We start from the raw sequence: 24,994 nt of genomic DNA on the forward strand, positions 1-24,994 counted from the left end.
ATTATCATGAGAAAATACATTTATATACTTTTGACATTCTGTCTTTTGGTTTCCTGCATGGAAGATCCGACAGCAGGTGTAGTTGTACCTAAATATACCCCATCTACCGAGAAACCCGAAGAACCGGGTGAAGAACCCGGGGATGATCTTATCGACCCTGCAGAACCTCTTACCAGAGGATTTATACATCTGAAAGGGCGGGAACTGAAATCTTTGAACTCTATTTCCATCACAGGACTTAATGATGGCGAAAAAGTTATTCTTTCCACTTTGGCAGGACTTGCAGCGAGAGTGACTGGCGATCAGGTTTACATCAATGAGGGAGGTCCTTCTTCCGTATGGTTAAAGCAGATGCAGAATAAATACGGAATTCCAGTAAAGACTTATAATGCTTTGGCACCATTGGTACAGCACTATGTAGAATCCGGAGTAATCAAAGGATACATTGTTTATACACCCTATTCGGAAGGAAATTCCCATTCTATCAATGTAGCGACTTCTTTGTGTGGTTTGCTAAGAGGAATTGCAGTACCGGAATCTCAAGTGGATAAAGTAAAGGCAATGGGGGTGACAACCGAACTAATGGATGTGAGGTCTTATGATGAAAAATGGTTGTACGAAAATTATAAAGATCAGTTGGACAAGAGCCTGGCAGCCGATATGAAGCCGGAAATCTTCCACCATTTGCGCGATTATATCACAATGACTAATGCCTTTGCTTTTTATGATTACAATGCGCACAGTGATTGGTCATGGCGTACTTCTATTCTGAAAGATCTGGATAAAGGAGCTTATTGTTTCGGTTATTATGATCGGGATGAATGGGGCATGGTGAATAATGCTTCCGGGCTGGGTGTTTCTATGTTACCGACAGACCAGGCGGCTAACCTCGCCACATTGAGTAGTATTTACGATACGACAGGTTTGAAACAACGTCCTGCAACCAAAGAAGTGACTACCGAAGAAAATGTACATTATGTGACATTCCTTGTCAGTGACGGTGATAATATTGCATTTAACCTTTGGGGGCAACAAGGATATATGGACCATGACCTGCACGGACAGTTCCCACTCGGATATACCATTTCACCTTCTTTGTATGACTTGGCTCCGGCTGCTTTGCGCTGGTATTATGAGAACAGTAAAGAAGGCGACTATTTTGTGGCGGGACCGAGTGGCAGCAGCTATATATTCCCGAGTAAGATGCCGGATGCCGACTTGGATGATTATCTGACTAAGTTGAATGAATATGTCGATAAATCAGGTCTGAATATCTGTAACATCTTGGATCAGGGCATTATGAATAATCCAAAAATATACAACAAGTATCTGGCGCAGCCTAATATCGATGCAATCTTCTATACAGGATATGGGGAAAAAGGAGATGGAAGAATCAAATTTTCAGATAATGGAAAGCCTGTGATTGAACAGAGAAGTGTATTATGGAAGGAAATTGACGGAGGATCCAACAGAGGTGAAGAGGCGTCTGTAATATCCCAGATTAACAGTCGTTCTGCCAATCCGCATAGTGCAGATGGATATACTTTTGTGTTTGTGCATTGTTGGACAAAGGATCAGCAAAGTATCAAAACAGTCATTGATGGGTTGAACAGTAATGTACGTGTTGTCCCTGTGGATCAATTCGTGCAACTGGTAAAACAGAACCTGGGCCCTAAATAAATGAACCTATTAATAAGTAATTTATTATGAAGATAAAACTATTATTAGCATCGGCAGCAACTGCAATCAGCTCTTTGTCAGGGATGGCTCAACAGGCACCCGCTCCTTACGGACTGGTTCCGAGTGCCCGTCAACTGGAATGGTACAACCGCGAAATGATTGCTTTCTTTCACTTCGGTATCAATACGTTTGAGGAGTATGTGAACGAAGGGGATGGAAAGGCAAGTACAGCTATCTTTAATCCCACAGCCCTGGATTGCAGGCAGTGGATGCAAACTTTAAAAGCAGCGGGGATTCCCGCTGCTATTCTGACAGCCAAACATGCCGACGGCTTTTGTCTGTGGCCTAGCAAGTACACGGATTATAGTGTGAAGAATGCGACCTGGAAAAACGGTAAAGGAGATGTAGTCCGCGAGTTTGTTGATGCTTGCGAAGAGTATGGATTGAAGGCAGGGATCTATCTGGGACCTCACGACCGCCACGAACATCTTTCACCTTTATATACAACCGAACGTTATAAGGAATATTATGCCCGCCAACTCGATGAACTGATGAGTAATTACGGCAAGATATGGGAAACATGGTGGGACGGTGCCGGAGCTGACGAATTGACAACACCTGTTTATCATCATTGGTATAAGATTGTTCGTGAAAAGCAACCGGATTGCGTCATCTTCGGTACAAAGAATTCATATCCTTTTGCTGATGTCCGATGGATGGGAAATGAAGCAGGAGAGGCAGGTGATCCTTGTTGGGCAATTACCGACTCGGTCGCTATTCGTGATGAGGCGCAGTATTATAAAGGTTTGAATGAGGGTATTTTGGAGGGAGATGCCTATGTGCCGGCAGAAACAGATGTTTCGATTCGCCCCAGTTGGTTCTATCATGCCGAGGAAGACACTCGTGTGAAAAGTGTTCGTGAACTTTGGGATATTTATTGCACTTCTGTCGGACGCAATAGTGTATTACTACTGAATTTCCCACCCGATAGACGTGGTTTGATTCATCCGACCGATTCACTACATGCAGCTTTGTTGAAACAGGGAATTGATGAGACTTTCGGTACGAATTTATTGAGCGGGGCCAAAGTAAAGGCCACTAATGTACGGGGGAGAAAGTTTGCTCCGGAGAACATGCTGGATCGTGAGAAAGAAACTTATTTTGCAGGAAAGGATGGGAAGACAAAAGCAGATGTAATTTTTTCTTTGCCAAAGAGTATTGAGTTTGATTGCCTGATGATTGAGGAAGTGATTGAATTGGGACATCGAACGACAAAATGGAGCGTGGAATATTCCGTTGACGGCAAAAACTGGATCGCTATTCCGGAAGCAACAAACAAGCAGGCTATTGGTCATAAATGGATTGTACGTTTCGCGCCAGTGAAAGCAAGTCAGGTACGTTTGCGTATTCAGGATGGTAAGGCTTGTCCGGCTATTCATACATTTGGCGTATATAAACAGGCATCTGTTTTCAAATCATAATATAATTAGACTATTAAATGATGCAACGATTAAAAATCTTGGGAAGTGCGCTGATTGCACTGTCGTTTTCTGTCTCTACGGTTGTAGCGCAGCAGTTTGATCCGAAGCAAGGGTATGAAATCCATACAGTCAACGGGCTTGCGCTGGACAATCAGGAGAGTTTGGATACAAATACGAAAGTGTTTATTAGTAAAAGAGAGGCGGACAAAGAGTCGCAGGTTTGGAACCTGATTCCATGTGAGCAAGAGGGATGCTATATAATAGCCAGTCCCTTGACTCAAATGAATATTGACAATAGTGGTAAAGGGAAAGTAAATTGTTCCGTCATTCAATGGTCGGCCGATTCTAAAAATCCGAACCAACAGTGGAAAGTGACCGCTTTGCCGAATGGGAATTATATATTCACGAACGTTGCGACTGGCTATAACTTGGGATTCCCTGATGCGGGACTGGTTGGTGAACCTGTTTTTCAATTAGAGCCGGATGCGTCAAAAAGTAACCAGCAATGGCAGATCCGGAAATCAAACCTGAAAGTAGTGGCGGAGGCCTTAAAGGCAAAAAGTGACAATGACTGGGAGAATGAACGTATCTATGCGATCAACAAAGAAGAAGGCAGAGCTACATTCATTCCGTTTGCCTGCCTGGAAGAAATGAAAAAAGATCCTGCCTATACACGTCCGTGGGAGCGTACGCGGTCTTCCCGTTATCTGCTGTTGAACGGAAACTGGAAGTTCAACTGGGTGAAACAGCCCTCCGAACGTCCGGTTGACTTCTATAAAACGAATTATGATGTTTCCGGCTGGAAAGAAATACCAGTTCCTTCCAATTGGGAAATGCATGGATATGGTACACCTATTTATACGAACATCACTTATCCTATTCGTAACAATCCTCCTTTTATTCAGGGACAGCGTGGTTATACTGTGGAGAAAGAACCGAATGCGGTAGGATCTTACCGCCGGGAATTTACTCTTCCTACCGACTGGAAAGACAAGGAAGTATTTATCCATTTCGATGGGATTTATAGTGCTGCTTATGTGTGGATCAACGGAAAGAAGGTGGGTTACTCCCAGGGTTCTAGCAATGATGCCGAATTTCGTATCACTCCTTATGTGAAAGCGGGTAAAAATACGGTTGCCGTAGAAGTTTATCGCTGGTGTGACGGCAGTTTCCTTGAAGATCAGGATATGTTTCGTCTAAGTGGCATCCATCGGGACGTTTATCTGGTGGCTAGTCCGAAGCTTCGCCTGCGTGATGTTCACCTGACATCACAGATAAGCGACCGTTTGGATATGGCTGAATTGAAGGTAAAAGCCGATGTGCGTAATTATGGAAAGAAGATTCAGGATGCGACTTTGCGTGTTTCTTTATTGAGTCCTGAAGGAGAGTCTTTACGCTCATTCGCCATACCGGCCGGACAGATAAGCGGTGGGCAGGAAAATGTTTGTAAAGGTACGACTACGATTCGCGATCCGCAGTTGTGGAGTGCAGAGACTCCTTATCTGTACACCGTTAATCTGGAGTTGCTTGACGCTGCCGGGAATGTGCTTGAAGCAACTAGCCAGCAATATGGATTCCGTAAAATAGAAATACGGAATAATAAGGTATATATCAATAATGCATTGGTGCTTTTCAAAGGTGCCAACCGTCACGATATACATCCGCAGTTCGGCAAAGCAGTTCCGGTGGAAAGTATGATTGAAGATATTCTTCTTTTTAAACGCTTCAACCTTAATACTATCCGTACCAGTCATTATCCGAACGATCCGAAGATGTATGCGTTGTATGATTATTACGGTTTGTATGTAATGGATGAGGCTGACATTGAGTGTCATGGCAATATGTCTTTGTCCACTCGTGAAAGCTGGGAAGGTGCTTACGTCGACCGTATGGTACGCATGGTGGAACGGGATAAGAATCATCCTTCGGTTATCTTTTGGTCGATGGGGAATGAGTCGGGCGGAGGCCGTAATTTTGAGGCTACCTATCGTGCGGCTAAGGCAATAGACGACCGATATATCCATTATGAAGGAATGAATGATATTGCCGATATGGATTCTCGTATGTATCCTTCGATTGAAGGTATGATTGAACAGGACGAGCAACCTCGTAACAAACCTTATTTCCTCTGTGAATATGCTCATGCAATGGGTAATGCGATAGGTAACCTCGAAGAATATTGGGATTATATCGAATTTCATTCGAAACGTATGATTGGCGGATGCATCTGGGACTGGGTGGATCAGGGTATCAATATGCCGGGCCAACCTGCCGATCATTATTACTTTGGAGGCAGCTTCGGTGACCGTCCTAATGACAATGATTTCTGTTGTAACGGAATCGTGACGGCTGATCGTCAGATTACTCCGAAATTATGGGAAGTGAAGAAAGTGTACCAGTATTTAACATTGGAACCGAATGGGGAAAACAGTATTGGCGTGCGTAACCGTTACGCTTTTCTGAATCTGCATGACTTTAACTTGCGTTATGTGATTCTTAAAGATGGTGTGCCGGTAGCAGAAGAAGAGTTCAGTTTGCCTGATGGTAGACCGGGAGAGCATCGTGCCGTGCAAATACCTTATTCCCGTTATCTCACTCCGGAAGGTGAATATTACCTGAATCTTGAAGTGAAACTGAAGAAAGATTGTGTATGGGCAAAAGCCGGACATATCGTAGCTACCGAACAGCTTTTACTTCAGAAATCTCCGACCTCCGGATTGCAATCGGTGGCAATTCCTGCTTCAACGAAAGAAGCTCCGTTTAAGGTAGTGGAAGAGGAGAAGCGTTATTTGTTCTTCCGTAGCCCCGGTGTGGAAATAACTTTTGATAAAAAAGCCGGAAAACTGACCGGAGTTCGTTACAATGGGAAGAATATGCTCCATTTACGTGAGGGATGGTCATTGAATACGTTCCGTTTTATCAATAATGATGTTCGTAAATGGCAGGATACAAAGACGGAAGTGCTTGATTTCGACTGGAAATGGTCGGATGATAATCAATCGGCGGTTGTAACCATTCAGTTGGAAGAACTTATCGGAAATATAAAGGTTCCTCATACACTGGTTTACCGCTTGTATGGCAATGGTGAAATAGACGTGAATGTTTCTTTTGCAACGAACGAAGATTTTAATCTTCCCCGTCTCTCATTGCAGGCTCTATTCTCTCCTTCGTTGGAGCAGTTGGAGTGGTACGGAAGAGGTCCGATAGAAAATTATCAGGATCGGAAGAATGCAGCATATATTGGTAAATATCAATCTACTGTCAATGACATGAAAGAGAAGTATGTCCGTTCTCAATCTATGGGAGAACGTTGTGATACCCGTTGGTTGACATTGACTGATAAAGAAGGCAAAGGTATCAAGATAACATCTGCCGATACATTTGATTTCAGTGCTTTACACTATACAGACAAAGATTTGTTTGATATAAAATATGGACATGATTTGGCGGATATTTATCGTGCGGAAGTGGTATTGAATTTGGATTGCATACAACGTGGATTGGGTAATGCGAGTTGTGGACCGGGTCCCCGTCCTGAGTATGAGATACAGAAAAACACCGTTTATAGATATGCTTTCCGCATGTCTCCTTTTACTAAGTAAGTAAAGAATAGCAGGATAACACAATCATATATTTTAAAGAAAGAGCAAGCAGTTGAGTCTTATAAAAGATGAATCTGCTTGCTCTTTTGTGTATATGGGAACTGGTTTGCATGTATGATAAGCGGTCTGAATAGAACTTGATAAAACTGTCTTAGTAAGCATTTGGCTTTAATATCTTATCGGCTGACTCTAGTCGTCCTATTAGACGACTATTGTTGGCTAATAGGACGACTAGAGTTGGCTAGGTAGCCAACTGAAGTCGGCTGTTGTTGAACAAATATTTCCTATTCGGAATATATACACTATTTGCCTGTTTCTATAATATGGCAAATAGTAGCTCTCACTGTATTGTTAGACTGTAAAATACATATCTTGTGAAGGGGTGAATAGAGGTGAATACTGTATTTAATATGAATCGTTCACCGGAAACGTCTGTAAATGAGATGATATGGACTGTGTGAAGAACGTGGAGGACGGATAATGAAGTTAAGATTGGCAAGATTATGGAGGGATTATTACTGGATGTAGAATAAAATTCGTAGCTTTGCTGCATCATTATATAAAGAAGATTATGATCGAAGTTGTAGAATCAGCCTTACAAAAGGCTGCGGGTGAAGGAATGGATGAATTTATCCAGGCGTTTACAGATAAATATAAAGAGGTAATCGGTGGTGAATTGACTGCGGAGACAATGCCTTTGCTGACGGGAGAACAACATTCTTTGCTGGCTTATCAGATTTTTCGTGATGAGATGATGGTTGGTGGGTTCTGCCAATTGATTCAGAATGGCTATGGTGGTTATATCTTTGATAATCCGTTTGCGAAAGTGATGCGTTTGTGGGGAGCGGAAGAGTTTTCGAAATTAGTTTATAAGGCTAAGAAAATCTTTGATGCCAACCGGAAAGATTTGGAAAAGGAACGGACGGATGATGAATTTATGGCTATGTACGAGCAATATGAAGCTTTTGATGAGTTGGAAGAAGCCTATTTAGAGATGGAAGAACAAGTCACAGCATTGATTGCAAGCTACGTAGATGATCATTTGGAACTTTTTGCAAAAATAATAAAGTAATGGATGCAGTATTTTTTAAGTACTTGCATTTATTAATTATGAATTAGAATTTATATCTTTGCAAAATCTAAAAAATATGTTTATGAAACAAGTGAAATTTTTCTTGGTGGCTTTGATGGCTGTGGTTATGGGTATGTCAGTTACTTCTTGTATGAATGGAGATGATAACCACAATGTTACAATGACTGTTCCTGTTAAGTATAATTTTGGATCATTTCTGATGGGGGATGCAACTACGAAGTTGGTTCCAACTACAGAATTGGGCTTCTTGGATGGAAATATGTATATAATTTCATGCCAATATGACCAATCACAGGTGACAGCAAACAGCACTAGCATACCAGTTACTTTGCTAACTACTCCGCTTTGTATTGACCCTAAAGACAATGAGAGATTAAGCGCAACTAAATCAGAGCCTACTAATCCTCTTTATTCATTGGATAAGCAACAGTCAAGTCTGGTATATTATGACAAAAATACGATTGTTTTGACAATGCCATATTGGGTGAAAGTTACCAATTCCAGTGTTGAAGAATCAGAAGTAAAAAAACACTCATTTATTCTTTACTATAATCCTGATGAAATAAAGAGTACTGATACAAAGTTGAATTTATATATTAGTCATCGTGTAAGTGATGAAGAAGGTGAGAGTGTGACTCGTTCTAATTTTACATATGCATATAGAGCATATTCAATTAGTTCAGCTCTTAATGCGTTTAGTAGTAAAACAGAAGGTAAGTTACCGAAATATCTGGTGTTGAAAGCTCAAACCAATAATTCGAAAGATGAGTTGAAAGAAGAGAATGGAGAAACTTCGGTTGAATATGATTACGCATTTACAGAATAACATTGAACTACAAAGAACTATTTAACATAGCAATGAAATTGATTTCCTCTCCGGCCAAGGCCTGGGAGGAAATTTCTATGGAAGAGGATAGGCGAAAAGTATATATGGCTTTTGTCTATCCTATGATTGGTTTATGCGGTCTGTCCGTATTCGTCGGTTCATTATTGACGAATGGATGGGGAGGTCCGCAAAGTTTCCAGATAGCTATGACCAATTGTTGCGCCGTAGCTGTAGCCCTGTTCGGTGGCTATTTTCTGGCAGCTTATGCCATAAATGAAATGGGAACAAGGATGTTTGGCATGCATAGCAATATGCCGTTGACGCAACAGTTTGCAGGATATGCATTGGTTGTGCCTTTCCTGCTTCAGATAGTAACCGGACTATTACCTGATTTTAGAATTATTGCTTGGTTGCTGCAGTTCTACATCGTCTATGTGGTATGGGAGGGAGTTCCTGTACTGATGGGAGTAGAAGAAAAACAACGATTAAAATACACCCTTTTGTCGTCTGCATTGTTAATACTATGTCCGGTGGTGATACAGATCGTGTTTAATAGACTGACGGCTATACTTAATTAATGAGTAAAGATGAAACAACCTCCTGTAAATATAAAGAATAAACGGGCTACGTTTGATTACGAGCTGATAGATACCTACACAGCAGGTATCGTATTGACCGGTACGGAAATAAAGTCCATTCGTTTGGGAAAAGCCAGTCTGGTAGATACGTTTTGCTATTTTACGAAAGGCGAATTGTGGGTGAAGAATATGCACATTGCCGAATATTTCTATGGATCGTACAATAACCATACGGCACGTAGAGAGAGGAAGTTGTTGCTTAGTAAAAAAGAATTGGAGAAACTTCAGCGGGAGATGAAAAATCCCGGCTTTACGATTGTTCCTGTACGCTTGTTTATCAATGAAAAAGGTTTGGCGAAACTAGTCGTCGCTTTGGCGAAAGGTAAGAAAGAATATGATAAACGAGAATCTATAAAGGAGAAAGATGATCGTAGAGATATGGCAAGAATGTTCAAACGGTAAGTAAACCGCAATAAGATAACGCCGGACTGCGAAGAGTCTGGCAGAAGATGGCAGAGTCGGTAATTAGGTATTAATGTGATAGGGTAATGAAAAAGACAATTTCTCAAGTTGTATCCGAGCGCATCCTTATTCTGGATGGAGCAATGGGGACAATGATTCAACAATATAACCTCAAGGAAGAAGATTTTCGTGGTGAACGGTTTGCGCATATTCCCGGACAGTTGAAAGGGAATAACGACTTATTGTGTCTCACACGTCCCGACGTGATTCAGGATATTCATCGTAAATACCTGGAAGCAGGCGCGGATATCATCGAGACCAATACATTCAGTTCGACTACAGTTTCTATGGCTGATTATCACGTAGAAGAATACGTGCGTGAGATGAATCTGGCTGCCGTAAAACTAGCCCGTGACCTTGCCGACGAGTATACTGCAAAGAATCCCGATAAACCGCGTTTTGTAGCCGGCTCTGTAGGCCCAACCAATAAGACCTGCTCTATGAGCCCGGACGTGAACAATCCGGCTTATCGTGCTTTGAGTTACGACGAACTGGCTGCATCCTATCAGCAACAGATGGAAGCAATGCTTGAAGGTGGCGTAGACGCCATTCTGATCGAAACAATCTTTGATACCCTGAATGCCAAAGCTGCTATTTTTGCAGCCGAACAGGCAATGAAAGCAATGGGTGTCGAAGTCCCTGTCATGTTATCTGTAACGGTGTCTGATATTGGCGGACGAACATTGTCCGGTCAGACATTGGACGCATTTCTTGCTTCTGTGCAACATGCCAATATCTTTTCTGTCGGCTTGAACTGTTCATTCGGTGCCCGTCAGTTGAAACCATTCTTGGAACAACTGGCAGCTCGTGCACCTTATTATATTAGTGCCTATCCGAATGCCGGATTACCGAATAGCCTAGGTAAGTATGACCAGACACCTGCCGATATGGCTCACGAAGTGAGAGAATATATCGAAGAAGGACTAATCAATATCATTGGTGGCTGTTGTGGAACGACAGATGCCTATATTGCCGAATATCCCGCCCTCGTGAAGGGTGCTAAACCACACGTCCCTGCTCTTGCGCCGGATTGTATGTGGCTTTCCGGACTTGAACTATTGGAAGTCAAACCGGAAATTAACTTTGTAAATGTCGGTGAACGTTGCAACGTAGCCGGTTCTCGTAAGTTTCTCCGTCTGGTAAACGAAAAGAAATATGATGAAGCCCTCTCCATCGCCCGTCAACAAGTGGAAGACGGTGCCTTGGTGATTGACGTCAATATGGACGACGGACTGTTGGACGCAAAAACAGAGATGACTACTTTCCTGAATCTTATCATGTCCGAACCGGAAATAGCCCGTGTTCCGGTAATGATTGACTCTTCCAAATGGGAAGTGATTGAAGCCGGCTTGAAATGTCTGCAAGGAAAGTCAATCGTTAACTCCATTTCTCTGAAAGAAGGTGAGGAGGTTTTCCTCGAACATGCCCGTATCATCCGTCAATATGGAGCTGCAGCCGTCGTAATGGCTTTTGACGAGAAAGGTCAGGCAGATACAGCCGCTCGTAAGATAGAGGTTTGCGAACGGGCTTACCGTCTTTTGGTAGATAAAGTAGGCTTTAATCCTCATGATATTATTTTTGACCCCAACGTACTTGCCGTAGCCACAGGGATTGAAGAACATAATAACTATGCTGTAGATTTTATTGAAGCTACTGCATGGATCAAAAAGAACCTTCCGGGTGCTCATATTAGCGGAGGAGTCAGTAATCTTTCTTTCTCTTTCCGTGGCAACAATTATATCCGTGAGGCGATGCACGCTGTATTCCTTTATCATGCCATTCAGCAAGGAATGGACATGGGGATTGTGAATCCGGGTACTTCCGTGTTATATAGTGATATTCCGACCGATGTATTGGAAAAGATAGAAGATGTCGTCTTGAATCGTCGTCCGGACGCAGCGGAACGTCTGATAGAATTGGCGGAGTCTCTGAAAGCAACTATGAGCGGAACTGCCGGACAACCAGCCGTCAAACAAGATGCGTGGAGAGAAGAATCCGTTCAGGAACGCTTGAAATATGCCTTGATGAAAGGAATTGGAGATTTCCTTGAACAGGATTTGGCGGAAGCATTGCCGCTTTATGATAAAGCAGTTGATGTGATTGAAGGGCCGTTGATGGATGGAATGAATTATGTAGGCGAGTTGTTTGGTGCCGGTAAAATGTTTCTTCCCCAGGTTGTGAAGACTGCCCGTACGATGAAAAAAGCCGTAGCTATCCTGCAACCGATTATCGAATCGGAAAAAGTGGAAGGAAGCGCTGCGGCTGGAAAAGTGTTGCTGGCAACTGTAAAGGGAGATGTGCACGATATCGGAAAAAATATTGTAGCGGTAGTGATGGCTTGCAATGGTTATGATATTGTAGACTTGGGAGTGATGGTGCCGGCGGAAACCATTGTGCAGCGTGCTGTTGAAGAAAAAGTGGATATGATCGGATTGAGTGGCTTGATTACTCCCTCTTTGGAAGAAATGGCGCATGTGGCTTTGGAACTCGAAAAAGCAGGACTGGATATTCCTCTTCTGATTGGTGGGGCTACTACATCGAAAATGCATACGGCATTGAAGATTGCTCCTGTCTATCACGCTCCGGTGGTACATCTGAAAGATGCTTCTCAGAATGCAAGTGTTGCTTCTAAATTGTTGAATCCACAGTTGAAAGCTGAATTGGTGAATGAACTGAATAGCGAATACGAGGCACTTCGTGAAAAAAGCGGTCTGCTGAAACGTGAAACTGTTTCATTGGAAGAGGCGCAGAAAAATAAGTTGAATCTGTTTTAAATAGTATCACTAATGAAAAAGATTTTCTCTTTTTTATGTCTGATTGCGGCAATAGTTGTTGCTATGAGTGCATGTTCTTCTGCCAAAGAAGAAAAAGGAACGTCCGGAATCGGAAATGCTGCTTTGGATAATATCTTCGCGCGTAAAAGTGTGCGTGCTTATCTGAATAAGGGAGTGGAGAAAGAGAAAATAGACTTGATGCTTCGTGCCGGAATGGCTGCACCTTCGGGCAAAGATGTCCGTCCTTGGGAGTTTATAGTAGTATCCGATCGTGCCAAACTGGATTCAATGGCTGCTGCGCTTCCTTATGCAAAGATGTTAACCCAGGCCCGTAACGCTATCATCGTTTGCGGAGATTCTGTACGTTCGTCTTATTGGTATTTGGATTGTTCAGCAGCAGCGCAAAATATTCTGCTGGCTGCCGAAAGTCTGGGACTGGGGGCTGTATGGACAGCTGCCTATCCTTATGAAGACCGTATGCAAGTAGTACGCAAATATACTAATCTACCTGATAACATTCTTCCGCTTTGTGTCATTCCTTTCGGCTACCCGGCTACAAAAGAGAACCCGAAACAGAAATTTGACGAGAAAAAGATACATTATAATCAGTATTAGTAAGCAAAAGTTTTGTCTTTTCAATAATTTCCTTACATTTGCAACGCTAATTAAAATCTGATACGCAAATGTTTGGAATAGACGACCCTTTTATAATTCTGCCTTACCTTCTTTCGGTGGTATGTGTGATCTTTGCTGCCTGGTTTGGGCTGAAGTATTGGAATAAGGACGACGAAAAAGACGAAACTCGATGAATACATTTACACTCGGCTTGATTGTGATAGGATATCTCCTGTCACTAGCTTACCTCGGCTTTCTGGGATATAAGAAAACAACGAACACCAGCGACTATCTGGTAGGCGGACGTCAGATGAATCCTATTGTTATGGCACTTTCTTACGGTGCTACGTTTATCTCCGCATCGGCTATTGTAGGTTTTGGAGGAGTGGCGGCGGCTTTCGGAATGGGGATTCAATGGCTCTGTTTCCTGAATATGTTTATCGGAGTTGTCATTGCTTTCATCTTTTTCGGTTTGCGCACCCGGCGTATGGGAGCAAAGCTGAATGTGAGCACTTTCCCCCAATTATTAGGCCGTCATTTCCGTTCCCGTAATATACAGGTATTTGTTGCTGCTGTTATTTTTGTCGGAATGCCACTTTATGCAGCAGTCGTGATGAAAGGGGGAGCTGTATTTATCGAACAGATTTTTCAGATTGATTTCAATATCTCTTTGTTGATATTTACATTGGTCATTGCCGCTTATGTTATTGCAGGCGGTATGAAAGGAGTCATGTATACAGATGCTTTACAGGCAGTTATCATGTTTGCTTGTATGCTGTTTCTATTATTCTCTCTATACCAGGTGCTCGGTATGGGTTTTACTGAAGCGAATAAAGAGTTGACTGCCATTGCTCCGTTAGTCCCGGAAAAATTCAAAGCATTAGGACATCAGGGATGGACTACAATGCCTGTTACAGGTTCACCGCAATGGTATTCACTTGTAACTTCCCTTATTTTGGGAGTAGGAATCGGATGTCTTGCGCAACCCCAGCTGGTGGTTCGTTTTATGACTGTCGAGAGTGGCAAACAATTAAATCGCGGTGTATTTATCGGTTGTTTCTTTTTGATTATAACAGTAGGAGCTATCTATCATGCCGGAGCTTTGAGTAACCTTTTCTTCCTGAAAACAGAAGGAGCGGTTGCTACCGAAGTAGTGCAGGATATCGATAAGATTATTCCATATTTTATTAATAAAGCGATGCCCGACTGGTTTGCCGCACTCTTTATGTTGTGCATCCTTTCAGCCAGTATGTCTACACTAAGCTCACAGTTTCATACGATGGGGGCTTCGGTAGGTTCTGATATTTATGGAACTTATAAACCCCGTTCGCGGAATAAACTAACCAATGTGATTCGTCTGGGAGTATTGTTTTCTATCCTGGTCAGCTACATAATCTGTTATATGTTGCCTCATGATATTATTGCCCGTGGAACTTCTATTTTTATGGGGATTTGTGCGGCAGCTTTCCTTCCGTCCTATTTCTGTGCATTATATTGGAAGAAAGCTACTAAGCAAGGTGTCATGGCAAGTCTTTGGGTCGGAACAATCGGTAGCCTGTTTGCTCTTGTGTTTCTTCATCAGAAAGAATCTGCGGCATTGGGTATCTGCAAAGCATTATTTGGACGGGATGTGTTGATTACCACTTATCCTTTTCCGGTGATTGACCCTATATTGTTTGCCTTACCATTATCTGTATTGGCTATCATCATAATCAGCTTAATGACCTGTAAAAATAAGTATTAAGTATTAACCGTAGCCTTTGGTATGCTTATTCGCATGGCATAATATTTAATACTTATCTCATGCTTTTATTTTCTTCTTGTAGGATTCGTAGCGCGACATGATATCACGGACGAAATTGTAAGTCTCAATACCACGGAAATATCCGTTTTTGCAGACAGGATCGGTAAAGTATTCTTCATTGCTTTTGAGCAGGATGAAGTTTTCTACATTATCTTTCCATACCAGTTTGTTCTTCCCGTATTTTTCGGCTAGTGCCATGGCATCGTATATATGTCCCAAGCCGGCATTATAAGATGCCAGAATGAAGTTGAGTCGTTCCTGTTTGTCGGGAATCATACTGAAACTGCGGTCGGTGGCGGCGATATATTTAATAGCCGCTTTCACACTTTCCTCCGGATTCTGCTCCTTGCCGGGAGGTACTCCCATTGCCCGGGCGGTGGCGGGCATTAACTGCATCAGTCCTTTGGCACCAGCCCAGGAAACAGCTGTGGTATCGAAATTAGATTCCGTATAGGCCAGTGACGCCAGCATACGCCAATCCCATCCGATATCTTTGGAATACTTTCTGAATAAATCATCATAATGAGATATTTTTCCCTCTTTCAATGAAAGGATAGGAGAGTGGGGCATCATTTTACTATTCTCAAAATAACGTTTCATACTGGCAGTGTAGGCAGGAGAAGTCATATTTTCCTGATGCCATTTAGTAGCGGCGGCTGCCAGTTCGGGACTGTCTTTTCGCACTGCCCATGAAGACCGTTGATCGAAACTGATAGACAGATCGATATTTAAATTAGGATAATAGGTCTTATTCAGTTTTGCTAAATCGTTGTCGGCCACCGTATACGGAATTTTTCCTTGCGCCACTTGTGTTATCAGATCTTCAATGGTTGTACTGTCATTGGTTACTTCATGAATCCGGATGCCGCCTCCTAATTCGCTGTTCAGATTGACGAGGCGGTCATAATATTTTCCCGGCTTTACATATATATCTTTTCCTACCAGTTCGGTTACGTCTTCTAATGGTTTCTGTTTTCCTCTTCCTTGCTGAACAATCACCTGATGAGTGATGACATCTTCACCACAATAAAGAAGACTGTCTTTCCATTCTTTGGTGATAGGCAGATTATAGGCAATCATATCTCCTTCACCTGCCAGTAATTTTTGGATCATTTCGTCAACACTGTTGGCTACTTCAATTCTAAGCTTTAATCCCAGACTTTTGGCAAACTGCTCGCTAAGTTCATACTGGAATCCCATTTCTTGTCCCCGGTAAATAAAATAGGAAGTAGAGCTATATAATGTCAATACAACCAGTTCTCCACTATCTTTTATTTGTGGAAGATCACGTGTGGATTCATCCGTTGTATTATGTTGCTTGTTCCGGCATCCGAACACACAACAGAGCAATACAAGGAATAAAGGGATAATCAGTGTCTTGACATTCATACCTGACATTTTGCTTTTAACTCTCAACTCTCCATTCTCCACTCTCAACTTTTCAAGTGTTTCTTGATGTACATAGTCAGTATATCGATAGCTACCTTATTACTGCCGCCTTCCGGTACAATGAGGTCGGCATATCGTTTGCAAGGTTCGATAAATTGCAGGTGCATAGGCTTTAAAACCCGTGTATAGCGTTCCATTACAGCTTCGGCAGTACGTCCGCGTTCAATAACATCTCTTTGGATAACACGTATCAGGCGTTCGTCGGGATCGGCATCTACAAAAATTTTGAGGTCCATCATATTGCGCAGCTTTTTATCACATAAGGCAAGGATTCCTTCAATGATAACCACTTCACGAGGTTCGATATGAATCGTTTCGGGCTGGCGCGTACAAGTGAGATAAGAATAGGTAGGCTGTTCGATGCTATTTCCATCTTTCAGCATCATGACATGTTTGGAAAGTAGACTCCATTCAAAAGCATCGGGATGGTCAAAATTGATATTCTGGCGTTCTTCAACCGGGACATGACTACTGTCTTTGTAGTATGAATCCTGTGGTAAGAGTACTACTTCTCCTGCGGGGAGGCTTTCTATAATTTTCCGTACGACGGTGGTCTTTCCGGAGCCCGTTCCGCCTGCTATTCCTATAATTAACATCTCTTTAAATGTATATTTGAACCAAATAGAGTATTTTTGCATTACTATTAATGCAATATTGCATTAACATGACAAATATAGAAACAATTCATTAAAATAACAACGTAATGGTAAAACACATTGTATTATTTAAGTTAAAAGACGAAGTTCCTGCTGAAGAGAAACTGGTAGTCATGACTAAATTCAAGGAAGCGATAGAAGCTCTTCCTGCTAAAATTTCTGTCATTCGCAAAGTGGAAGTCGGATTGAATATGAATCCTGGTGAAACATGGAATATTGCGCTTTACAGTGAGTTTGATACACTAGAAGATGTGAAATACTACGCAACACATCCCGACCATGTAGCTGCCGGCAAGATTCTGGCTGAAACGAAGGAAAGTCGTGCATGTGTAGACTATGAATTATAAACCTAAAAAATAAAGATGAGAAAAATAATCTCTTTCCTGCTTTTAAGCTTTGTTGTATATGCATTGCAAGCGCAGATCAAAGATCCGGTAAAGTTTAAAACAGAGCTGACCTCTCTCTCCGATACGGAGGCAGAGGTGGTGTTTACAGCTGCCATTGATAATGGTTGGCATGTTTATTCTACCGACCTGGGAGATGGCGGTCCTATTTCTGCAACATTTAATGTTGATAATAAATCGGGTGTCGAGCTTGTTGGTAAACTGAAGCCTGTGGGCAAAGAAGTATCTACTTTCGATAAATTGTTCGAAATGAAGGTACGTTATTTCGAGAATACAGCAAAGTTTGTGCAGAAAGTGAAATTTACGGGTGGAGCTTACGAGATAGAAGGTTATCTGGAATATGGAGCTTGTGATGACGAGAGTTGTCTGCCTCCTACTCAAGTGCCATTCAAGTTTTCGGGAGTAGCGAAAGCCGGAAATGCTGCCGCAGCGAAAACAGAACAACCGAAGCAAAAGGTAGCGGAAAAAGAAGCTGCGACTCCTGTTGTCGCGAAAGACTCTTCTGCTATGATGGAGTTGGTTCCTGCAACTACAACGGAAGCTGTCACGGATATTCAGCCGGCAGTTGCTTCCAGTGAACTTTGGAAACCCGTTATCAGTGATCTGCAAGCATTAGGAGAAGAGCACGGTCAGGAGGATATGTCCTGGATATATATATTCATTACAGGGTTCCTTGGAGGGTTATTGGCTTTGTTCACTCCTTGTGTGTGGCCGATTATTCCGATGACAGTCAGCTTTTTTCTGAAACGTAGTAAAGACAAAAAGAAAGGAATTCGTGATGCGTGGACGTATGGTGCATCTATCGTCGTGATTTATGTAGCATTAGGTTTGGCCATCACGTTGATTTTCGGTGCCAGCGCATTAAACGCTTTGTCTACTAATGCTATTTTCAACATTCTCTTCTTCCTGATGCTGGTGATTTTTGCCGCTTCATTCTTTGGAGCGTTTGAAATCAGACTACCTTCGAAGTGGGGAAACGCAGTAGATAGCAAAGCGGAATCTACGACTGGATTACTGAGTATTTTCCTGATGGCTTTCACGCTTTCACTGGTATCTTTCTCTTGTACGGGGCCGATTATCGGGTTCCTGCTGGTACAGGTATCTACCACAGGAAGTGTGGTTGCTCCGGCAATCGGTATGTTGGGATTTGCCATTGCTTTGGCATTGCCATTTACACTTTTCGCCCTGTTCCCGTCTTGGCTGAAATCTATGCCAAAGTCCGGCGGATGGATGAATGTAATCAAAGTAACGCTGGGTTTCCTCGAATTGGCGTTTGCGCTTAAATTCTTGTCGGTAGCTGATTTGGCTTACGGTTGGAGACTGCTTGACCGCGAAACATTCCTGGCTCTGTGGATTGTAATCTTTGCTTTGCTTGGATTCTATCTGTTGGGTAAGATCAAGTTTCCGCATGATGACGATGATAATAAGGTGGGAGTCACCCGCTTCTTTATGGCATTAATTTCTTTTGCGTTCGCCGTATATATGGTTCCCGGTTTGTGGGGAGCACCATTAAAGGCCGTATCTGCATTTGCTCCACCTATGCAGACGCAAGACTTCAATTTGTATAAGAATGAGGTACATGCGAAATTCGATGATTATGATTTAGGAATGGAATATGCCCGTCTGAACGGAAAGCCCGTCATGCTCGATTTTACCGGATATGGTTGCGTAAACTGTCGTAAGATGGAAGCAGCAGTGTGGACTGATCCGAAAGTGAGTGATTTGATTAATAACGATTACGTACTGATTACTCTCTATGTGGATAATAAGACTCCGTTGACAGAACCCGTAAAGATAATCGAGAATGGAACAGAACGTACTTTGCGTACTGTCGGCGATAAATGGAGCTATCTGCAACGTGTGAAATTCGGAGCCAACGCCCAGCCTTTCTATGTATTGCTGGACAATCAGGGCAAGCCGTTGAATAAGTCGTATGCTTATAATGAAGATATTCCTAAGTATATCGAATTCTTGCAGACCGGCTTGGAGAATTATAAGAAAGAGAAAAATTAATATCTTTGATAAGGCACTGTCTTGAATGATAAATGAAATAAAAGCGGTCTCATCTTTTCGGTGAGATCGCTTTTATTTTTTTATTTCAGAAAAAATACATACGTTTGTAACATCATAACAATACCTTTGTGCCCAAAAATAAAGAAAATATGTACGCAACAGACACTCTTGTAAATGAACGGGAATTGGTTCTCCGTCTGATAGACGGAGATGAAGAGGCCTTTTGCGAACTTTATGCCGCTTACAAGAATCGTTTGCTCTACTTCGCCCTGAAGTTCGTCAAATCGCGTGAATTTGCTGAAGATATTTTTCAGGATGCATTTACGGTAGTCTGGCAAACTCGTCGTTTCATCAATCCCGAAGCCTCTTTTTCTTCCTACCTTTATACCATCGTACGTAATCGTATTCTGAATCAGTTGCGTGACATGGCTAATGAAGATCAGCTGAAAGAACAGATTCTTTCTCAAGCGATCGATTCAACTAACGAAACCAATAACCATATTTTGCTCAATGATTTGAAAGAGATTATTGACCGTGCATTGGAACAATTGACACCCCGTCAACGGGAAGTGTTCAAAATGAGCCGTGAGCTACAGATGTCTCATAAAGAAATAGCCGAAGCATTGGGTGTCTCTGTTCATACTGTACAGGAGCATATTTCAGTCTCTCTGAAAGTGATTCGCTCTTATCTGACTAAATATTCAAGTACATCGGCTGATATACTTTTGATTCTATTTTGTTTGAATTTATAATAAATGTTAATCACACCCTAGTTCTTTCTTACTTTTGTGTATTACTTATACAAAGGGAAGGAAATTAATATCCTTATTTTGAATGCGTGATGAAAGATACTAAAACAGAAAAAGATAAATTGCATCGTTACTTGGATGATTTTTATACCCGGGAAGAGGCTTCGCAATTTTTGCAAAGTATAAAAGATACAGAAAACCAAGATTTATTGGATGAACTGGCAGCAGAGGTTTGGGAAGAATCCGGAAACTTGCAGCCAGCTACTGATTTGGAACGGGAAAAATATAAGAGAGAGGCACGTCAATTATTGAAACGTATTGAACACAAAAAACGTACCTGGTTCCGCCGGGTGTCTGTGGTGGCGGTTAGTACGGCGGCTGTCATAGTCATTATAATAGGGAGTGTCAACTTTTTTCGGTATATGAATGAACTGCAAGTCACACTTGCCGAAGTTACCACTTCTTTTGGTGAGAAAAGACAAGTGACTTTGCCGGATGGAACTCTTTTGGTATTGAATTCTTGTTCTCAAGTGCGTTATCCGGATCGTTTTGTGGGAGATAGCCGTGAAATAGAACTTGAAGGTGAGGGATATTTCCGTGTTGCTCGTAATGAAAAGATGCCATTTATTGTAAAGACGAAGCGGCTGGATGTTCAGGTGTTAGGTACCCGGTTTGACGTTAAATCTTATTCAACGGATGAAATTGTATCTGTGAGTGTGGAGAGTGGTAAGGTGCAGGTTGATTTGCCGGAAGCGATGATGAGGCTGATTGCAAAAGAACAGGTGCTTATCAATACAGTTTCCGGAGAATATAGCAAGAAAACAGAAGATAGGGGAGTGGCCGTCTGGATGAAAGGAGGTTTACGTTTCTACAGTACACCGATTCGGGATGTGGCAAAAGAACTGGAACGTGTATATAATTGCCGGATTACTTTTGCTCCCGGTCAGGATTTCAACAACTTGATTACCGGTGAGCACGATAATAAGAGTCTGGAGGCCGTGCTTAAATCCATCGAATTTATCAGCGGTGATATCAAATATAAGAAAGAAGGCATTAATGTCCTTCTTTATAAAGAATGAGATGAAGAATAGATAATGTTCAACCTTTAAAAGAATAATAGATGAAAACAGCCCCTTCATGAACCTCCCTAAAATGATAGAAGCACTCCAAAGGAATGCTCCTATCCGCAATCCGGACGGATATTCATAAGCTTCGACCCAAATGAATAACGTATCGCGCATTGCTCGTTTTTAATAACTTTAGTCAATTACTAAAACGCACAAATTTATGAATAATCTTCTTATTTGTAAAGGGATAAGTAAAAATAGCTATTCGTTTTTAGCTTTTTTACTATTCACCTTCATTTTAATTGTTCCGGCTGCTGCCCAAACATTGAAAGAGCATGATATAACGCTTCGCGTGCAAAATGAGCCGGTAGAAAGTGTTTTCAATAAAATCAGCAAACAGACTAATTTTAAATTTCTCTATGACCAGGAGACAGTGAACAAAGCTCCGAGAGTTTCTTTCGACATTAAAAATGCTTCATTAAAACAGATTCTGGGGGAGATAACTACCCAGGCCAAACTTTATTTCAATAGGACTGATCATACAATTGCTGTCAGCAAACAGCCGCTTAAAAAGGAAGAAACAGCTCAACGTACACGCACTATCCAAGGAATTGTTGCAGATGATAAAGGAGAACCGGTGATTGGTGCCAGTGTTCAGATTAAAGGGGAAGGCAGTGGTACCATTACCGATATTGACGGGCGTTATTCAATCATGAATGTACCGGAATCTGCCACACTGACTATTTCTTATATCGGATATAAAACAGTGAATATCCCTGCAAAAGATAAGAATACGGCAAAAATCACGTTGGTGGAAGATAGTAAGATGATCGATGAAGTAGTCGTGGTAGGCTATGGCGTTCAGAGAAAAAGCGATGTTTCTACTTCTATTTCTTCCGTGAAAGCCGAACAAATAGCAGAAGTTTCCGCTTCCGATTTTCGTCAGGCGTTGGCAGGAAAAATGCCGGGAGTACAGGTGACGCAGCCTAGTGGTGATCCGGAAGGAAGCGTAAGTATCCGTGTTCGTGGTATCAGCACAGTGAATGCAGGTAGTGATCCTCTCTATATTATCGATGGTGTACCGGTGGAACGTGGGTTTGCTAATTTGAATAATAATGATGTTGAATCTGTAGAAGTTTTGAAAGATGCTTCTTCGGCAGCTATTTATGGTAGTCGTGGATCGAATGGTGTAATTATTATTACGACCAAACAAGGGCAGTCGGAGAAGATGAAAGTGCAGTATGATGGATATTATGGTATCCAGAGTGTTTCGAAGAAACTTTCAATGATGAATGCATATCAGTTTGCCGAATTTGCAAAAGATGGGCATGATAACGCCTATCTGGATGCCAATCCCGGTGGATCACCGGATGATCCGAATGGAATGCGTCCTAACTCATGGGAACGTATCCCCACCGAACTTTTTCCTTATCTGAATGGGGACAAGGGACTGACCGATACGGATTGGCAAGATGCTATTTTTCGTACTGCGGCTACTACCAGCCACAATCTTTCTATTTCCGGCAGAGGAAAAACAGTTGGTTATTTTATTTCAGCCAACTATTATGATAAAGAAGGTATTATCATTAATTCCGATTTTAAGAAATATAGTATGCGTATGAATTTGGACGGGAAATATAAAAGGCTGAAATTTGGTCTGAATTTTTCTCCTTCTTATTCTACTTCCAACCGGGTAGATGCTTCCGGGTCCAATGGTATTGTGCAATCGGCCTTGATGATGCCTCCGGTATGGCCGGTGTATAATGCGGACGGAAGTTATAATTATCAGGGAAACGGATATTGGAGAATTGGAAATGACTATCAGCACAATGCCGTATTAAATCCGGTAGCCATGGCAAACCTGCAATCGGATGTTGTAGACCGTATGGCTATTGTAGGAAAAGTCTTTGCGGAATTGGAGTTATATAAAGGACTAACCTATAACATTTCTTTTGGTGGTGATTATTATGGTTCGCATAACGATCAATACCGTTCATCGGAACTTCCGTTATTGGGACAGAAATATTATGATGTGAAGTCGAATCCTACTGCATACAGTTCATCCGGTTTTTACTTCAACTGGTTGGTTGAGAATAAAATCAATTATAATACGACAATCAAAGATGCTCATTCTATCAATGTCGTTTTAGTGCAATCGGCTCAAAAAGAAACATATAAAGGGGATAATGTGACGGCTACCGATTTCCCGAATGACTACATACAAACAATTTCCGGAGGTACGGTAACGAAAGGTTCATCTGATAAAACACAGTGGACAATTGCTTCTTATCTGGCGCGTATACAGTATAGTTATAAAGGTAAGTATATGGCTTCTGCAGCGATCCGTGCGGACGGTTCTTCCCGTTTCGGAAAAAACAACCGCTGGGGATATTTCCCTTCTGCTTCTTTTGCGTGGAGAATAAGTGGAGAAGACTTTTTCACGAAAGCAAAATTTCTGTCGTTTGTCGATGACTTGAAGCTTAGAGCCAGTTATGGAGTTACCGGCAATTTCCAGATTGGTAATTATGACCACCTGTCTCTGATGGCTTCCGATAACTATATACTCGGTACAGGTAATGGCCAGTTGGTGAATGGATATAAGCCTAGTACCATAAAGAATGAGGATTTGAGTTGGGAAAAGAATGCGATGGTGAATGTGGGTATCGACTTACAAATGTTCAAAGGATTGTTGGGGCTGACTGTGGATTATTATAATACCAACACTTCTAATATGTTGTTGAACGTACCTGTTCCTCATCTGACCGGATATAGCACTGCATTGATGAATATCGGTAAAGTAAACAATCGGGGATGGGAAATCGCATTGACCTCACAGAAGAATATAACGAAAGATTTCGGTTATTCATTCAATGCCAATTATGCTACGAATACAAATGAAGTAAAAGCACTGGGGCCGGGTAATGCTCCTATCATATCTACCGGTAGTGTAGATCATGCGTATTACATAACGAAAGTTGGTGAACCTATCGGTTGTTATTATCTGTTGGTGCAGGATGGCATTTTCTCCAATGAAGAAGAATTGAAGAAGTATCCTCATTTCAGCAATACCAAACCTGGAGATTTCCGGTTTGTGGATGTAGATGGAGACGGTGTAATGGACTTGGATAAAGACCGTACGATAGTAGGTAACTATATGCCTGATTTCACCTATGGATTCGGTGGAAAAGTATGGTTTAAGGGATTTGATCTTGATTTTAATTTCCAGGGAGTATATGGTAATGAGATTCTGAACTTGAATCGCCGATACATTGATAATCTGGAAGGCAATACCAATGGTACTACCATCGCCTTGAATCGTTGGAAGAGTCCGGAAGATCCGGGAAACGGTCAGGTGAATCGTGCCAATCGTAAATCAAAAGGTTATAATGGACGTACGTCAACCTGGCATTTGGAAGATGGTTCTTATCTACGGTTGCAGAATGTGACACTGGGATATACTTTGCCGAAGAATCTGACCCAGCGCTTTTTTGTAGAAAAGTTGAGAGTATACGTTTCCGGACAAAATCTCTGGACTTCAACTAATTATAGCGGATATAATCCGGAAGTGAATGCCCGGCCGACTAATTCTCTTTCACCGGGTGAGGACTATGGAACTTATCCATTGGCTAAAACATTCTTATTCGGATTGAATATAACTCTTTAATCATCCTTTAAAATACA

General features: G+C 41.9%; 18 protein-coding genes. 16 read left to right on the forward strand and 2 right to left on the reverse strand.

Going from position 1 to position 24,994, the window contains the following annotated elements; translation table 11 throughout:
- The first annotated feature begins 6 nt into the window (after positions 1–6).
- The 11 genes from GD631_RS12465 to GD631_RS12510 all read left to right on the forward strand — a co-directional run bounded on the left by GD631_RS12465 (position 7) and on the right by GD631_RS12510 (position 14,915).
- Positions 7–1,680: a GxGYxYP domain-containing protein gene (locus GD631_RS12465; protein WP_143257289.1), complete on the forward strand. Its 1,674-nt coding sequence runs from the start codon at positions 7–9 to the stop codon at positions 1,678–1,680.
- Between the two features lie 83 nt (positions 1,681–1,763).
- Positions 1,764–3,161 (forward strand): alpha-L-fucosidase, encoded by a 1,398-nt coding sequence (locus GD631_RS12470; RefSeq protein WP_244983366.1) that lies wholly within the window; start codon positions 1,764–1,766, stop codon positions 3,159–3,161.
- Positions 3,162–3,178: 17 nt separating this feature from the next.
- Complete coding sequence (locus GD631_RS12475; protein ID WP_143257291.1) at positions 3,179–6,763, forward strand: glycoside hydrolase family 2 TIM barrel-domain containing protein; 3,585 nt, start codon at positions 3,179–3,181, stop codon at positions 6,761–6,763.
- 571 nt (positions 6,764–7,334) lie between these two features.
- The gene (locus tag GD631_RS12480; protein WP_008021714.1) at positions 7,335–7,835 is read left to right on the forward strand and encodes a DMP19 family protein; all 501 of its coding nucleotides are present in this window, start codon (positions 7,335–7,337) and stop codon (positions 7,833–7,835) included.
- 82 nt (positions 7,836–7,917) lie between these two features.
- A complete protein-coding gene (locus GD631_RS12485) occupies positions 7,918–8,682 on the forward strand; it encodes a hypothetical protein (RefSeq protein ID WP_143257292.1) in 765 nt (254 codons plus the stop codon).
- Between the two features lie 32 nt (positions 8,683–8,714).
- Positions 8,715–9,260 (forward strand): Yip1 family protein, encoded by a 546-nt coding sequence (locus GD631_RS12490; protein ID WP_143257293.1) that lies wholly within the window; start codon positions 8,715–8,717, stop codon positions 9,258–9,260.
- A gap of 9 nt (positions 9,261–9,269) precedes the next feature.
- Positions 9,270–9,722 carry an SsrA-binding protein gene (smpB, locus tag GD631_RS12495; RefSeq protein WP_004310798.1) on the forward strand — a complete coding sequence of 151 codons (453 nt, stop codon included), beginning with the start codon at positions 9,270–9,272 and terminating at the stop codon, positions 9,720–9,722.
- Between the two features lie 86 nt (positions 9,723–9,808).
- Entirely contained in the window at positions 9,809–12,556 is a 2,748-nt protein-coding gene (gene metH, locus GD631_RS12500) for a methionine synthase (protein WP_143257294.1), read from the forward strand.
- Between the two features lie 12 nt (positions 12,557–12,568).
- Entirely contained in the window at positions 12,569–13,171 is a 603-nt protein-coding gene (locus GD631_RS12505) for a nitroreductase family protein (RefSeq protein WP_143257295.1), read from the forward strand.
- A gap of 68 nt (positions 13,172–13,239) precedes the next feature.
- Positions 13,240–13,365 (forward strand): symporter small accessory protein, encoded by a 126-nt coding sequence (locus tag GD631_RS22345; RefSeq protein ID WP_004296931.1) that lies wholly within the window; start codon positions 13,240–13,242, stop codon positions 13,363–13,365.
- Complete coding sequence (locus tag GD631_RS12510) at positions 13,362–14,915, forward strand: sodium:solute symporter family protein (RefSeq protein ID WP_143257296.1); 1,554 nt, start codon at positions 13,362–13,364, stop codon at positions 14,913–14,915. The genes GD631_RS22345 and GD631_RS12510 overlap by 4 nt, the downstream gene beginning before the upstream one ends.
- 57 nt (positions 14,916–14,972) lie before the next feature.
- Here the strand turns inward: GD631_RS12510 and GD631_RS12515 are convergent, their stop codons facing one another.
- Both GD631_RS12515 and udk read right to left on the reverse strand, forming a co-directional pair.
- Positions 14,973–16,364 (reverse strand): MltF family protein, encoded by a 1,392-nt coding sequence (locus GD631_RS12515; RefSeq protein WP_143257297.1) that lies wholly within the window; start codon positions 16,362–16,364, stop codon positions 14,973–14,975.
- Between the two features lie 44 nt (positions 16,365–16,408).
- The gene (udk, locus tag GD631_RS12520; RefSeq protein WP_032811829.1) at positions 16,409–17,020 is read right to left on the reverse strand and encodes a uridine kinase; all 612 of its coding nucleotides are present in this window, start codon (positions 17,018–17,020) and stop codon (positions 16,409–16,411) included.
- A 107-nt stretch (positions 17,021–17,127) separates the two neighbouring features.
- Between udk and GD631_RS12525 the strand changes: the two genes are divergently transcribed.
- From GD631_RS12525 to GD631_RS12545, 5 genes are all read left to right on the forward strand, one after another.
- The gene (locus GD631_RS12525; protein ID WP_008021731.1) at positions 17,128–17,427 is read left to right on the forward strand and encodes a Dabb family protein; all 300 of its coding nucleotides are present in this window, start codon (positions 17,128–17,130) and stop codon (positions 17,425–17,427) included.
- Positions 17,428–17,442: 15 nt separating this feature from the next.
- Positions 17,443–19,497, forward strand: coding sequence for a protein-disulfide reductase DsbD family protein (locus GD631_RS12530; protein WP_185911457.1), 2,055 nt, complete (start codon positions 17,443–17,445; stop codon positions 19,495–19,497).
- 149 nt (positions 19,498–19,646) lie between these two features.
- Positions 19,647–20,249 (forward strand): RNA polymerase sigma-70 factor, encoded by a 603-nt coding sequence (locus GD631_RS12535; RefSeq protein ID WP_143257299.1) that lies wholly within the window; start codon positions 19,647–19,649, stop codon positions 20,247–20,249.
- Between the two features lie 86 nt (positions 20,250–20,335).
- The gene (locus tag GD631_RS12540) at positions 20,336–21,325 is read left to right on the forward strand and encodes a FecR family protein (protein ID WP_185911458.1); all 990 of its coding nucleotides are present in this window, start codon (positions 20,336–20,338) and stop codon (positions 21,323–21,325) included.
- A gap of 208 nt (positions 21,326–21,533) precedes the next feature.
- On the forward strand, positions 21,534–24,977 hold the full coding sequence (locus tag GD631_RS12545; protein ID WP_143257301.1) for a TonB-dependent receptor: 3,444 nt from the start codon (positions 21,534–21,536) through the stop codon (positions 24,975–24,977).
- The last annotated feature ends 17 nt before the right edge of the window (positions 24,978–24,994 follow it).

Source organism: Bacteroides luhongzhouii (genome assembly GCF_009193295.2).
GTDB lineage: Bacteria > Bacteroidota > Bacteroidia > Bacteroidales > Bacteroidaceae > Bacteroides > Bacteroides luhongzhouii.

Bases quoted from the DNA above. Each gene is read 5' to 3' on its own strand.
- GD631_RS12535 (WP_143257299.1), top strand. From the start codon at position 19,647: ATGTACGCAACAGACACTCTTGTAAATGAACGGGAATTGGTTCTCCGT.
- GD631_RS12465 (WP_143257289.1), top strand. From the start codon at position 7: ATGAGAAAATACATTTATATACTTTTGACATTCTGTCTTTTGGTTTCC.
- GD631_RS12530 (WP_185911457.1), top strand. From the start codon at position 17,443: ATGAGAAAAATAATCTCTTTCCTGCTTTTAAGCTTTGTTGTATATGCA.
- GD631_RS12525 (WP_008021731.1), top strand. From the start codon at position 17,128: ATGGTAAAACACATTGTATTATTTAAGTTAAAAGACGAAGTTCCTGCT.
- GD631_RS12545 (WP_143257301.1), top strand. From the start codon at position 21,534: ATGAATAATCTTCTTATTTGTAAAGGGATAAGTAAAAATAGCTATTCG.
- GD631_RS12480 (WP_008021714.1), top strand. From the start codon at position 7,335: ATGATCGAAGTTGTAGAATCAGCCTTACAAAAGGCTGCGGGTGAAGGA.
- GD631_RS12485 (WP_143257292.1), top strand. From the start codon at position 7,918: ATGAAACAAGTGAAATTTTTCTTGGTGGCTTTGATGGCTGTGGTTATG.
- GD631_RS12475 (WP_143257291.1), top strand. From the start codon at position 3,179: ATGATGCAACGATTAAAAATCTTGGGAAGTGCGCTGATTGCACTGTCG.
- udk (WP_032811829.1), bottom strand. From the start codon at position 17,020: ATGTTAATTATAGGAATAGCAGGCGGAACGGGCTCCGGAAAGACCACC.
- GD631_RS22345 (WP_004296931.1), top strand. From the start codon at position 13,240: ATGTTTGGAATAGACGACCCTTTTATAATTCTGCCTTACCTTCTTTCG.
- GD631_RS12505 (WP_143257295.1), top strand. From the start codon at position 12,569: ATGAAAAAGATTTTCTCTTTTTTATGTCTGATTGCGGCAATAGTTGTT.
- GD631_RS12470 (WP_244983366.1), top strand. From the start codon at position 1,764: ATGGCTCAACAGGCACCCGCTCCTTACGGACTGGTTCCGAGTGCCCGT.
- smpB (WP_004310798.1), top strand. From the start codon at position 9,270: ATGAAACAACCTCCTGTAAATATAAAGAATAAACGGGCTACGTTTGAT.
- metH (WP_143257294.1), top strand. From the start codon at position 9,809: ATGAAAAAGACAATTTCTCAAGTTGTATCCGAGCGCATCCTTATTCTG.
- GD631_RS12490 (WP_143257293.1), top strand. From the start codon at position 8,715: ATGAAATTGATTTCCTCTCCGGCCAAGGCCTGGGAGGAAATTTCTATG.
- GD631_RS12515 (WP_143257297.1), bottom strand. From the start codon at position 16,364: ATGAATGTCAAGACACTGATTATCCCTTTATTCCTTGTATTGCTCTGT.
- GD631_RS12510 (WP_143257296.1), top strand. From the start codon at position 13,362: ATGAATACATTTACACTCGGCTTGATTGTGATAGGATATCTCCTGTCA.